General features: G+C 38.8%; 7 protein-coding genes. All 7 read left to right on the forward strand.

Annotation, left to right across the window (positions count from 1 at the left end; all coding sequences use genetic code 11):
- Window positions 1-186 precede the first annotated feature (186 nt).
- On the forward strand, window positions 187-2,295 hold the full coding sequence (hepC, locus tag DXB58_RS11640) for a heparin-sulfate lyase HepC (RefSeq protein WP_122136813.1): 2,109 nt from the start codon (window positions 187-189) through the stop codon (window positions 2,293-2,295).
- Between the two features lie 18 nt (window positions 2,296-2,313).
- The gene (locus DXB58_RS11645; RefSeq protein WP_122136814.1) at window positions 2,314-4,494 is read left to right on the forward strand and encodes a surface glycan-binding family protein; all 2,181 of its coding nucleotides are present in this window, start codon (window positions 2,314-2,316) and stop codon (window positions 4,492-4,494) included.
- A 24-nt stretch (window positions 4,495-4,518) separates the two neighbouring features.
- The gene (locus DXB58_RS11650; RefSeq protein WP_122136815.1) at window positions 4,519-7,662 is read left to right on the forward strand and encodes a TonB-dependent receptor; all 3,144 of its coding nucleotides are present in this window, start codon (window positions 4,519-4,521) and stop codon (window positions 7,660-7,662) included.
- Between the two features lie 17 nt (window positions 7,663-7,679).
- Window positions 7,680-9,353, forward strand: coding sequence for a RagB/SusD family nutrient uptake outer membrane protein (locus tag DXB58_RS11655; protein WP_122136816.1), 1,674 nt, complete (start codon window positions 7,680-7,682; stop codon window positions 9,351-9,353).
- 184 nt (window positions 9,354-9,537) lie between these two features.
- The gene (locus DXB58_RS11660; RefSeq protein ID WP_004325347.1) at window positions 9,538-10,824 is read left to right on the forward strand and encodes a DUF4995 domain-containing protein; all 1,287 of its coding nucleotides are present in this window, start codon (window positions 9,538-9,540) and stop codon (window positions 10,822-10,824) included.
- Between the two features lie 28 nt (window positions 10,825-10,852).
- Entirely contained in the window at window positions 10,853-12,853 is a 2,001-nt protein-coding gene (hepC, locus tag DXB58_RS11665; RefSeq protein ID WP_122136817.1) for a heparin-sulfate lyase HepC, read from the forward strand.
- Window positions 12,854-12,906: 53 nt separating this feature from the next.
- The gene (locus DXB58_RS11670; protein WP_158571565.1) at window positions 12,907-14,523 is read left to right on the forward strand and encodes a sulfatase; all 1,617 of its coding nucleotides are present in this window, start codon (window positions 12,907-12,909) and stop codon (window positions 14,521-14,523) included.
- Window positions 14,524-14,537 lie beyond the last annotated feature (14 nt).

Here is a 14,537-nt window from a genome sequence, read left to right on the forward strand (position 1 = left end):
TAAAAAGCCTGCTATCAGATCCGTAACAGGCTTTTTAGACAGAAATAATATATGATTCAACAAATTTAATATCAAAAAAATCATTTTTGAACAAAGTGTGAACAAGCTAAGCCAGTTTCTATAATTTAATAATCTATTTTTGCAAACAGTAAAATATACTTTTAATAATTAAAAACCTAATAAAGTATGAAGAACATCTTCTTTATTTGTTTATGTGCGCTTTTCGCTTTTACAGGATGCGCAGACGATGACGACGATCTATTAACCGGAGGAAATGTAGATATAGATCTACTCCCCGATTCTAAGCCCAATGATGTTGTAAATACCAACGTATTCGACATTATCAACCTTAATTATCCCGGATTAGAAAAAGTGAAAGAATTCTATGAAACAGGGGAATATTATTACGCGGCCAATGCTTTATTGGAATACTACAGAACAAGAACCAATGTTACTAATCCCAATTTGTCCTTAATTAATGTAACAATCTCGGAAGCAGATCAAGCAAAAGCGGATTATGCATTGGAGGACTATCGCTTTCATGTAAACAATTTCTATGAAGATCAAGAAACATTGAAACCATATTCTTTAAAGAAAGATGGAACGATTAATTGGACATTTTCTCCAGAAGGCGCCTCTGATGAGTATCAGAAACAGCTCCATCGCCATCAATGGTTTATTCCACAGGCTAAAGCCTATCGAATTAGCGGAAATGAAAAATACATTCAATCATGGATTGAGGTATATAATAATTGGATAAACCAAAATCCTAAACCGGAAAGCGGTACAAACACAACGTCTTGGTGGCAATTGCAAGTAGCAACTCGTATCAATGATCAAGTACAATTACTGGAATATTTCAAAAACTCTATTAATTTCACACCAGAATGGCTTACTACTTTTTTAGTAGAGTTTGCAGAACAAGCGGACTTTCTTGTTGATTATCCTTATGAATCAGGAGGTAATATTCTGATATCACAAGCTAATGCACTGGCAACTGCTGGAACACTAATGCCGGAATTCAAAAATGCTGAAAAATGGATGGGAACTGGTTACCAAATACTTAGTGAAGAAGTGCAAAATCAGATAATGAGTGATGGATGGCATAAAGAAATGTCTCTTCATTATCATATAGGTATTGTAGCAGATTTCTATGAGGCTATGAAATTAGCAGAGGCAAACCAACTTTCCAGTAAGTTGCCTAGTAATTTTACAGAACCGCTTCGCAAAGCAGCTGAAGTAGTAATGCATTTCACTTATCCCAACTATTTTAGCAAAGGCTCTGATAATGTAGTCCCCATGTTTAATGATTCATGGAGCCGAACACGTAATGTACTTAAAAATACAAATTTCAAACAATATGTAGAAATGTTCCCTGACAGTGAGGAACTTAAATACATGCAAACTGCAGGTAACGGCGGTACTCCCCAAGGACATACGCCTAATAACGATATGAAATTATTTGACCAGGCAGGATATTACATATTACGTAACGGCTGGACATATGGCTCTACTGTCATGATTTTAAGTAATAATAAAAGTAATGACGCCTCCAATTCTATCAGTGCATACAGCCATAATCAACCTGATAATGGAACATTTGAACTTTATCACAATGGGCGTAATTTTTTCCCCGATTCAGGAGTATGCACCTATTACAGTACTGGTGGCGACAACACACTACGTTATTGGTTTCGCGGTATTGACAAGCATAATACATTATCATTAGGGAAGCAAAACATAAAAAAGGCCGAGGGCAAACTTTTAAAATCTGAAGAAGGTGCAACAGAACTTGTTGTATTTGAGAATCAAGGATATGACAACTTAAAACACCGTCGTGCTGTATTTTATGTAAATAAAGAATTTTTCGTACTGGTAGACGAAGGTATTGGGAGTGCTGAAGGTACTGTAAATCTAAGTTTTAATCTTTGCGAAGGTAGTAGTACCGAGGTAGTTATGGACAAGGAAGAAAACGGCGTTCACACAGCATTTAGCAATGACAATAATATCATTGTACGCACTTTTGCCAATAAGGAGATAACCTGTTCACCTTTTACAGGACGCATAGCATATCTTGTTGACGGTAACTTTAATGACCGGCAATCATATACTATAGATATGAATAAAGAATCTAATGAAACAGCACGTTATATCACAGTTATCATACCAGTTAAAAAAAGCACTGATATAAATAACATATCTGCTCATTTCACAGATAATGGATATAGTGAAAATAGCGTATCTATAGAAGTAAATGTAGGAGGAACTATATACCCATTATCATATACCTTATAAACTAATAACTCTTAAAATATGAGATCTAAATTACTAAACATTACTTCAAGATTACTAGGAACACTCATAGTAATCATATTGACAGTAGTCAATAGTTCTTGTACTGATACGGAAACCACTGACTTCACGAAGTTTACTATTTACTACACAGGCATGACTGATATCGGACCTTCCATGACAGGAATTATCAGTAGTCCGACTTACAAAGGTAGTACTCCATACGATTTTAGTATTACCAAAATAACACTTGATGGAGAAGCCTTTTCTGGCAATATCTTTACCATTGATTCAGAAACAGGAAAAATTACATTAAATAGTACAGGTAATACTCCAGTAGGCTTGTACAAATTATCTATCTCTTGCTATTCTAATGGTAACAGATACGAATATGCAGATATTGTAGAAATCAATATGATGAAACCTGTGCCAGATGGCATCAAAGCCATTCCTGAAAAACTTCAGGTAGAATATGCAGATATTATTGATACAGAAAGCAGTCAAGAATTACCGACCTCACAAATAACAACGGAAGGCAATCATATTTCCATTACAAACTACACAATTGCTTCCGTTGTATGGAATGAAACTATAATAGAAGACCCAGATACTTATTTTACAGTTTCGGAAACCGGCGAAATATCAATAATCAAAGGTAACCAGAATATCCAACCTGGCAAATACATCTTATCATTTAAATTAACAACAGCAGCGACTGGAGAAGATCCTGAAATGGGTATTTTTGAAAATGCATTGGAAATTAATATCACTTCCAGGCCCCTGTCTCTAACATATACTCCCAATGAAGGTAAAATAGAAGAAGAGGGAGAGCTTAGTCCGGAAACAACTTTCCAGAGCAACCCACCGGTACTGAAGGGTTCTACAGAAGGGTTGGTTTACAGCATCAGCTCAATAAGCCCAAGTACAGACAAAATTACTATAGATCCAACAACTGGAGTATTGTCTGTGGCTGCGCATCATGGTTTCAAAGATGGAGAAAAATACGAAATCAGTGTCAAAGTTATAAACGAATACTCTACAGAAGGGGTTGTATTTGAAAATGTACTCACATTAAATGCAGTCGAATTTATAGAGCCGATTGCCAATTTCGGATATACTAATGTAGAAGAAGTTCAAGCTGTAGAAATTGATATTCAGAAGAATGACAACTTCAAAGGTGATGAAGTGAAATATGAGTTCATAGACCTCGCAACTGAACTTCAAGGACAATTAAATCTTGATCTGGATGGCAACATCACTATAAAAAGAGGTAATACTATTCCTGTTGGACAGTATACTATTCAAGTGATGGCAACAAATACGAAAGGTTCAGAAATTGCGACATTTACATTGAAGATTATAGAAAATCCGAATTATTTCACCTTCTTCCGTTATGGAAACAATCTAAACTTACAGCCAATAGAAAACTATGCTGATCAATTTAGAATTGCAGCTGGTGCTAAACTCAACACAGTGAAGCCTACACCAGTCTCAACAGATGCATCGGGTGGATTAGAATCATTAAAATGGGAAGTAGAATTGAAACATAACCCCAAAAATACAAATGCTACTATTGATGCCACTACCGGACAAATCACTATCACAGGTTTAAAAGCCGGACAATGTGGTATGGTTATAGTTACAGCTACAGCTGGAGAGGGAAAAACTGCAGTTTCTGTGAGTCAACCAGTATTCTTTCATTTCTCTATTGTATCAGATAATAATGTACAATTAGAATATACTCCATTTGTCTTCCAAGTTAATCCGATGAAAGGTGGCGTATCTGAAGCTCCAAGTTTAGGAAGCGGTGTAGACAAATTAACCTTCAGATTAGACTATAGACGCGATTTCTTCTACTATAACATAGCAGGTCCTGATTCACACATAAGTGGTCAATTAGAACAAGGTGTTGACAATTTCTTATCTACATTATGGAATTCATATAGCATATCGGCAGGTGTATCCAGACAGCCAGTCTCATATTTCGAGAATATAGCAGATTTGAGCAAACCATTAGGATACATAGATCAGACCGACTTTAAGGTACATATTAATCCTAACATGTGGCGTACAAAAGATGGCAATGCTAATGGAGCAATGATTGGTCAGATGACTTACAGCGTCAAAGGAGAAGATCCTCAAGGAGCTACTAATGGAGCACGAGTTTCTCCTATGTTTATCTGGTTTGATACTAAATTCTAATAAATACATGCAAAAATAATCGTTATGTACAATATAAATTTTATAAAATCAATTAGCATAAGAGGGTGGTTCACCCTCTTGACACTGATCCTAACGATCAGCCTATATGCCCAAAATGCTACTTTAAAAGGTGTTATTGTAGACGAAACAGATACTCCTCTCATCGGAGCTACTGTACAAGTAAAAGGAACTTCAACAGGAAGTATAACTGACTTTGATGGTAATTATACAATTAAAGCCAATAAAGGTGCTGTTATTACATTCTCATATATTGGATACAAAACACAGGAAATCAAATTTACCGGCCAACCTACCGTCAACATTAAAATGGTTCCTGACAACCAAACTCTGGATGAAGTAGTTGTAGTTGGCTATGGCACAATGAAACGCAGTGACTTGACTGGTTCCGTAGCTTCTATAGCAGCCAAAGATGTAGAAGGATTTAAAACCAGTTCAGTGGCAGGCGCATTAGGAGGACAAATCGCAGGTGTGCAAATCACATCAACAGATGGTACTCCAGGTGCAGGTTTCAGTATTAATATCCGTGGTGTCGGAACTCTGACGGGAGATTCATCTCCACTCTATATTGTCGATGGCTTTGAAGTAGATGATATTGACTATCTGTCTAATTCTGACATTGAATCTATTGAAATTCTGAAAGATGCATCTTCTTCAGCTATTTATGGTGCACGTGCAGCAAATGGAGTCGTATTGATTAGCACTAAATCTGGAAAAGTAGGGAAACCTATTATTAACTATAATGGTTCAGCTAGTTATCGTAAAATATCAAAGAAATTAGATGTCCTGTCTCCATATGAATTCGTTAAATTACAAGGAGAGGTAAACTCTAAATACTCCGACAGTTACTTTAAAACAGGAAATGATGATGATGGAAACCCTTATCGTTATCAATCTCTAGATGACTATATTGGTGTAAACGGTGTAAACTGGCAAGATGAAACATTCAATCCGACGTGGTCACAAGATCATAGTTTATCAATCATGGGAGGTACGGAAGATACTAAATATAATGCATCATTCTCACGCTATATTGAAAATGGTATTTTCAAAAATAGTGGTTTTAATAAAACAACAGGTAAATTCCGTCTTGATCAGAAATTAAATAAAAGTCTTTCTTTTAATTTTACTGTCAACTATGCATTAACAAACCGTGAAGGTGTAGGTACATCCGGTGATTCTGGACGCTTCAATATGCTCGCACAAATTTTAAGTGCCCGTCCCACCGGTGGACTAAAACTGACAGACGAAGAACTCCTTGCTTCAGCCATTGACCCTGAGATGCTCGAATCTGGTGAAAGTTTAGCTCAAGTGAACCCAGTTAAGCAAACCGAGTCAGTAACAAATAACAAACGTGCAGAAATGTGGTCAGGAAATGCTTCGGCAACATGGCAAATTATTAAAGGACTGACATTCAAGACTTCAGGAACCTACAATACAACCAATAATCGCACAGACATATTCTACAAAGATGGTTCAAAAGAAGCATACCGTAACGGTCAAAAACCTTATGGACGCACACAAATGGGTCGTGACGTGCGATGGACAAACTCCAACAACCTTACTTGGAAACAGAAAGTAAAAAAGCACAACTATGACATTATGCTAGGTCATGAAGTTTCTTTTAAAAGCACAGAATATTTACTAGGTGAAGCAATGGATTTCCCTTTTGACAATTTAGGCAATGACTATCTGGGACTGGGAGCTACTCCGAGTAGAGTTGAAAGTAGTTACAGCGAAAAAACGCTTCTATCATTCTTTGCACGTGGAAACTACAACTATGATAATCGGTATTTATTTACAGCTACAGTACGTGCCGATGGTTCAACTGTATTCTCTAATAAAAATAAGTGGGGATTCTTCCCATCATTTTCAGCCGCATGGCGTGTTTCGGAAGAAGCTTTCATGAAAGATGTTGAATGGGTATCAAATTTTAAAGTCCGTCTAGGTTGGGGTATCGTAGGAAATGACCGTATTTCCAATTACCTTTCCATGGATTTATATGAAGCAAACAAATATGGGATTGGTAACAACACGGTTACTGTCCTGACTCCCAAACAATTGAAAAATGCTAATTTAAAATGGGAAGGTGCAAGCAGTGTTAACCTAGGAGTCGATTTAGGATTCTTTGACAACAGATTAAATGTTACAGCTGATTTCTTTATCAAAGATACAAAAGATCTACTATTAGCACAGTCATTAGCACATGTCACTGGATTCGATTCACAAATGCAAAATATTGGTAAAATCCAGAATAAAGGAATTGAGTTAAGTCTTAACTCTACTAATATCCAGACACGTAACTTTACTTGGCAGACCAACTTCAACATTTCATTTATCAAAAATACGTTGAAGGGATTAGCTTCAGGAGTAGAGTCGATGTATGCACGCTCCGGATTCGATAGTAACTTTACTGCATATGACTATATTGCCACAGTCGGACAGTCACTTGGTCTTATTTACGGATATGAATTTGACGGTATTTATCAAAGTTCTGATTTTTATACAACTCCTGATAATCAGTTGATTCTGAAAGAAGGAATCACGAATAATGCACGATATGGTACTGTTAAGCCAGGTGTTGTGAAATATAAAGATCAGGATGGCGACGGCATTATTACTACTAATGACCGTACCGTTATTGGTAATGCTATGCCTAAATGGTATGGTGGTATTACAAATACATTTAATTACAAAGGTATAGACTTCAGTTTCATGTTCCAGTTCAATTATGGAAATGACATATATAATGCTACCCGTTTGTATGCTACACAATCCAGAAGTGGTCGTAGAAATATGTTGGCTGAAGTTGCTGATCGTTGGAGCCCGACAAATGCATCAAATAAAGTTCCTTCACAGGATGGATATATTGTAAATGATGTATATTCCCGTTTTATAGAGGATGGCTCATTCCTACGCTTAAAAAATATAACTTTAGGATATACACTGCCACACAAATGGACTCGTAAATTCCATGCATCTAAGCTTCGCATATACGCAACAGGTCAGAATTTGTTCTGCATAAGCGGATACAGCGGTTATGATCCGGAAGTTAATAGTGCAAGCAGCAATCCTATGACTCCAGGACTAGACTGGGGTGCCTACCCGAAAAGTAGAGTATTTACATTTGGCATTGATCTTCAATTCTAATCCACAAAAAATATAATATGAAAAAGATAATATACTATATAGCCATATCAGTAATGTGTTTACTTCCTTTTTCTTGTTCATTGGAAGAAGAAACCAGAACTGAAGTAGAGAAGAAAAACTATATGAACAATGCGGATGAAGCAAAGGATGTATTACTTGGCGTATACCGTACAACTATTGAGGATGCTATGTATGGTTATCATTTATCCATACTATTCAATTTAGGAACAGACATCTCACAGGTAGAAGGAAGTGGAAATGAGAACTTTCGTATAATTCCTACAAACTCATTCCCTACAACACAGTCAGAAGTACAGCAAACATGGGCTGCACTTTATGCAGGTATTTACAGGGCTAATGATTTTTTAGAACGTATTTCTAACAAAATTGAATCCTATACTAGCACTGATAAGAAACTGGCCACCATATACATTGCAGAGGCCAGAGCATTAAGAGCTATGTTTTATTTTGAGTTAGTAAGACGATTTGGGAATGTAGTTTTGATGACCAGTACAGAAATGTCTAATCAGGATCCAGCAACATATGTACAATCAGCTCCAGAAAAAGTATATGAGTACATTGAAGATGATTTGTTATATGCATCTGATATATTACCATATGCAATTGATGACCAATATCGTGAAAGTAATGAATACCGTTTTTCAAAAGGAGCCGCATTAGGATTACTTACTAAAGTCTATGCTACTTGGGCAGGAGATCCTGTGAAAAATACATCCAAATGGGAGGCTGCAGCCAAAACTGCACGTATCCTAATCGAATCTGGAAAGCATGGACTACTAACAGATTATGAGCAATTATGGAAAAATACTTGTAATGGGGTTTGGGATCCTACTGAAAGTTTAATTGAAATTTCGTTTTACTCACCAACCGTATCTGGTAATAGTGATCCAGTAGGACGTATCGGTAAATGGAATGGGGTAAAAACTACTGCAATTGCTGGTGTTCGTGGAAGTTGTGCTGCTAACGTAAAGGTAGTTCATACATTTGTGCTTGACTGGAGAGAGAATGTAGCTGATATTCGTCGTGATTTATCCGTAGCCAACTACCAATATACTGACACAAAGAAAACTCTTTGGGCAGCCAGTGCTAGTGACACGGAAGAAAGTGCAGCTGCAAAAGATGCAGATCCGACAAAAGCACAAAAAAACAAACAGAATTATACCCCGGCCAAATGGGATATTGAGAAATATGTAACAACCAACAGTTTCATTAACAATGATAAATCAAATGTAAATTGGTACTTCTTACGGTATGCTGATGTATTGTTGCTATATGCTGAAGCATTGAATGAATGGAAACATGGTCCTACAACCGATGCATACAATGCTATTAATGCAGTACGTCGTCGTGGTTATGGTAACCCGAGCAATACAAGTACATGTGATTTAACAGAAGGGCTTGATGAAAAAGGATTCCGTGAAGCAGTTCGTAAAGAACGTAGTTATGAATTATCATTCGAAGGTCATCGACGTATGGACTTAGTTCGTTGGGGTATTTATTATAATACTATACAAGAGACCGCAAAAGAATTAGGTTATTGGTGGGAAAGTGCTGGCTCTCCTAATTATTCTGTGGCAACATATACAGTTAATGGCAAACATGAGTTATTCCCTATTCCACAACGAGATATGGACTTATGTATTTTATTCAATCAAAATCCTAAGTGGTAATTTAAATAAAGTATTCTCCAATATGCCCCAATCAAGCATATTGGAGATATTTAAAACCTTTTTCAACAAAATCAAAACTTGAAAAGCTCTATTTAAACGCCTTTTCGACAATCCTGTAACACAAAATTAGGTCTTTCGCCTACTTTTGCATCAGTTACAAAACTTCTAAAAACAATCACTTAAAATGAATAACATGAAAAAGAAACTTGTTCTCTTTGCTTCGGTTAGTATTGCACTCGCGTCGTGCCAGACAACCCCAAAGGAAGACTACAGTTGGATAAAAAAAGGACTGGATGTAGCTTCTGCCCAATTACAACTTTCTGCTGAAGAGGTTAGTGGTACAGGGATGTTGCCACGTTCCATCCGTACCGGCTATGACATGGATTTCCTTTGCCGTCAGTTGGAAAGAGATTCATTAACATTTAAAGATTCCCTACGTGCACAACCTACTGCCGAGCAATTAGGCAAACGTCGCCTCTGCAACGTTTATGACTGGACGAGCGGTTTCTTCCCCGGTTCATTATGGTATGCATACGAACTGACAGGAAACGATACACTGAAAACTCAAGCAATCGAATATACCAATCTTCTGAATCCGGTACGCTATTATAAAGGTACACATGATTTGGGATTTATGGTCAACTGTAGCTACGGCAATGCAGAACGTCTCTCACCTAACGATACCATCGCTGCTGTGATGAGAGAAACTGCCGATAACCTCTGCGGTCGTTTCAATGATTCTATCGGTGCTATCCGTTCATGGGATTTCGGAACATGGAACTTCCCGGTTATCATCGACAATATGATGAACCTTGATCTTCTGTTCAATGTAGCAAAAGCAACAGGCGACAATAGATATAAAGACATCGCTATCAAACATGCCATGACAACGATGCATAATCACTTCCGCCCGGATTATACTTGCTGGCATGTAGTAAGCTATAACAGCGATGGTACAGTAGAACGAAAACAAACCCACCAAGGCAAGAACGATGATTCTTCATGGGCACGCGGACAGGCATGGGCTGTGTACGGATATACCGCTTGTTTCCGCGAAACAAATGATAGTATCTTCCTGAACTTTGCAAAGGACATAGCTGATATGATTATGGATCGCGTAAAAACAGACGACGCTATTCCTTATTGGGATTATGATGCTCCTGTAACCAAAGAAACTCCACGCGATGTATCTGCTGCTTCTGTCACTGCTTCTGCAATGATCGAACTAAGCACAATGGTTCCCGATGGACAGAAATATCTGGATTATGCGGAAAAGATTCTGAAAAGTCTGTCAAGTGATGCATATCTTGCAAAAGTGGGTGACAATCAAGGATTCATTTTGATGCATTCCGTAGGTTCACTGCCCAATGGTTCTGAAATCGACACTCCGCTGAACTATGCTGACTACTATTATCTGGAAGCATTGAAGAGATTCATGGATCTGAAAGGTATCAACTACAAAGATATCTAATACATAAAATTATAACACCTATTATATCATGAATAAAACTTTAAAATACATCGTTCTGCTTGCAATCGCATGTTTCGTAAGCAAGGGTTATGCCCAAGAACTGAAAAGCGAAGTCTTTTCTCTTCTTAACCTGGACTATCCGGGACTGGAGAAAGTAAAAGCTTTGCATCAGGAGGGTAAAGATGAGGATGCTGCCAAAGCATTACTGGACTATTACCGTGCACGTACCAACGTAAAAACTCCGGATATCAATCTGAACAAGGTGACTATCAGCAAAGAAGAACAGCAATGGGCGGATGACGGATTGAAACATACATTCTTCGTACATAAAGGTTATCAACCTTCTTACAATTATGGAGAAGATATCAACTGGCAATACTGGCCGGTAAAAGATAATGAGCTCCGCTGGCAGTTGCACCGTCACAAATGGTTCACTCCAATGGGTAAAGCTTACCGTATATCTGGTGATGAAAAATATGCTAAGGAATGGGCACACCAGTATATCGACTGGATTAAAAAGAATCCGTTGGTGAAGATGGACAAGAAAGAATATGAGCTGGTAAGTGATGGAAAAATCAAAGGCGAAGTAGAAAACGTACGTTTTGCATGGCGTCCTCTGGAAGTGAGTAATCGTCTGCAAGACCAGACTTCGCAATTCCAGTTATTTCTTCCCTCACCTTCTTTCACTCCGGACTTCCTGACAGAATTCCTGGTGAACTATTACAAACATGCTGTACATATCCTTGCTAATTACTCGGATCAAGGCAACCATTTACTGTTTGAAGCTCAACGCATGATTTATGCAGGTGCCTTTTTCCCTGAATTCAAAGAGGCTCCGGCTTGGAGAAAAAGTGGCATCGACATTCTGAACCGTGAAATTCACGTACAGGTATACGAAGATGGCGGACAGTTCGAACTTGACCCACATTATCATCTGGCAGCTATTAACATTTTCTGTAAAGCCTTAGGTATCGCAGATGCTAATGGATTCCGTAAGGAATTCCCTCAAGATTATTTGGATACCATTGAAAACATGATTATGTTCTATGCAAACATTTCTTTCCCTGATTACACCAATCCATGTTTCAGCGACGCCAAGTTGACAACCAAGAAAGAAATGGTGAACAACTACAAGTCATGGAGCAAACTGTTCCCGAAGAACCAGGCAATCAAATACTTTGCCACAGAAGGAAAAGAAGGCGCATTGCCGGATTATATGTCTAAAGGTTTCCTGAAATCAGGCTTCTTTGTATTCCGTAATTCATGGGGAATGGATGCTACCCAAATGGTAGTAAAGGCAGGTCCGAAAGCATTCTGGCACTGTCAGCCGGATAATGGTACATTTGAACTTTGGTTCAACGGCAAGAATTTGTTCCCGGATTCTGGTTCGTATGTATACGCCGGTGAAGGCGAAGTAATGGAACAACGCAACTGGCATCGTCAGACTTGTGTTCACAACACAGTAACCCTGGACAACAAGAATCTCGATACAACAGAATCTGTTACTAAGTTATGGCAACCAGAAGGTGCTATCCAGACTTTAGTGACCGAAAATCCGAGTTATAAGAATCTGAAACACCGTCGTTCTGTTTTCTTCGTTGATAACACTTACTTTGTCATTGTAGATGAAATGGCAGGTAGCGGTAAAGGTTCTATCAATCTTCACTATCAAATGCCGAAAGGAGAAATCGCCAACAGCCGCGAAGACATGACGTTCCTGACACAGTTTGAGGATGGAAGCAACATGAAACTGCAATGTTTCGGCCCTGCCGGAATGAGCATGAAGAAAGAACCAGGATGGTGCTCAACAGCTTATCGCAAACGCTACAAACGTATGAATGTATCATTCAACGTGAGAAAAGACGGTGAAGAAGCTGTACGTTACATCACTGTTATCTACCCGGTTAAGAAAAGCGCAGATGCCCCTAAATTTGACGCTAAATTCAAGAACAAAGCGTTCGATGAAAACGGTCTGGAAGTAGAAGTGAAAGTAAACGGAAAGAAACAGTCATTAAAATACAAACTATAAAAAGCCTCAAAGCCTCTCCCTGCCCCTTTTCTTGGGAGAGGCTTCTTATCATTATGGAAAACTATTACACCTCCTCTACCCTACTCCTCCCATTGGCAGCACTAAGCCTCGTTTCTTGCAACAGCCAAAAGAAAGAAGAAGTCAGACAGCCAAACATCATCTTCATGATGACGGATGATCACACCACTCAAGCAATGTCCTGTTATGGAGGAAATCTGATCCAAACTCCTAATATGGATCGGATTGCCAATGAAGGTATTCGCTTTGATAATTGTTACGCTGTCAATGCTCTTTCGGGACCTTCACGCGCTTGCATCCTCACCGGCAAGTTCAGTCACGAGAATGGTTTTACCGATAATGCAAGTACATTCAACGGCGATCAGCAGACATTCCCCAAACTCCTTCAGCAAGCCGGATACCAGACTGCCATGATCGGCAAATGGCACCTCATCAGCGAACCGCAAGGTTTCGACCATTGGAGTATCCTTAGCGGCCAACATGAGCAAGGTGACTATTACGATCCTGATTTCTGGGAAGACGGAAAACATATCGTAGAAAAAGGATATGCTACGGATATTATTACCGACAAAGCAATTAAATTCCTTGAAGGACGGGACAAGAACAAACCGTTCTGCATGATGTATCACCAGAAAGCCCCACACCGTAACTGGATGCCCGCTCCCCGTCATTTAGGCATATTTAATAATACAACTTTCCCGGAACCGGCTAATCTGTTCGACGACTACGAAGGTCGTGGAAGAGCTGCTCGCAAGCAGGATATGTCTATCGAGCACACGTTGACAAACGACTGGGATCTCAAATTGATGACTCGTGAAGAGATGCTGAAAGATACAACCAACCGTCTTTATAGTGTATATAAACGTATGCCTATTGAAGTTCAGGATAAATGGGATTCTGTATACGCCGGGCGCATTGCCGAATACCGCAAAGGTGACTTGAAAGGCAAATCTTTAATCAGCTGGAAATATCAACAATATATGCGCGATTATCTGGCTACGGTTCTGGCAGTAGACGAAAATATCGGCCGACTACTGAATTATCTCGAAAAGATTGGTGAACTGGACAATACAATCATTGTCTACACCTCCGACCAGGGTTTCTTCCTTGGCGAACATGGCTGGTTTGACAAACGCTTCATGTATGAAGAATGTCAGCGCATGCCTCTTATCATCCGTTACCCGAAAGCAATCAAAGCAGGAAGTACCAGTAATGCAATCAGCATGAATGTAGACTTTGCTCCTACCTTCCTCGACTTTGCCGGAGTAGATATCCCGTCAGATATTCAAGGAGCTTCTTTGAAACCGATATTGGTCAACGAAGGCAAAACCCCGGCCGACTGGCGTAAAGCTGCTTATTACCATTATTACGAGTACCCTGCAGAACACTCTGTAAAACGTCACTATGGTATCCGTACACAAGATTTCAAACTGATTCATTTCTACAACGATATTGACGAATGGGAAATGTATGACATGAAAGCTGATCCGAGAGAGATGAACAACGTCTTCGGCAAACCGGAGTATGCTAAAGTACAAAAAGAGCTGATGGAGCTACTTCAGGACACTCAAAAACAGTACAAAGATACTGACCCGGACGAAAAGGAAAAAGTTCTCTTTAAAGGTGATCGCCGACTGATGAAGAATCGCTAAATGATAATTTATGT

Origin of the sequence: Bacteroides sp. OM05-10AA, assembly GCF_003439055.1 — a bacterium.
Lineage (GTDB): Bacteria > Bacteroidota > Bacteroidia > Bacteroidales > Bacteroidaceae > Bacteroides > Bacteroides intestinigallinarum.

What these genes read in the sequence shown, in the direction of transcription:
- DXB58_RS11645 (WP_122136814.1), top strand. Translation starts at nt 2,314, where the DNA reads ATGAGATCTAAATTACTAAACATTACTTCAAGATTACTAGGAACACTC.
- hepC (WP_122136813.1), top strand. Translation starts at nt 187, where the DNA reads ATGAAGAACATCTTCTTTATTTGTTTATGTGCGCTTTTCGCTTTTACA.
- DXB58_RS11660 (WP_004325347.1), top strand. Translation starts at nt 9,538, where the DNA reads ATGAATAACATGAAAAAGAAACTTGTTCTCTTTGCTTCGGTTAGTATT.
- hepC (WP_122136817.1), top strand. Translation starts at nt 10,853, where the DNA reads ATGAATAAAACTTTAAAATACATCGTTCTGCTTGCAATCGCATGTTTC.
- DXB58_RS11670 (WP_158571565.1), top strand. Translation starts at nt 12,907, where the DNA reads ATGGAAAACTATTACACCTCCTCTACCCTACTCCTCCCATTGGCAGCA.
- DXB58_RS11655 (WP_122136816.1), top strand. Translation starts at nt 7,680, where the DNA reads ATGAAAAAGATAATATACTATATAGCCATATCAGTAATGTGTTTACTT.
- DXB58_RS11650 (WP_122136815.1), top strand. Translation starts at nt 4,519, where the DNA reads ATGTACAATATAAATTTTATAAAATCAATTAGCATAAGAGGGTGGTTC.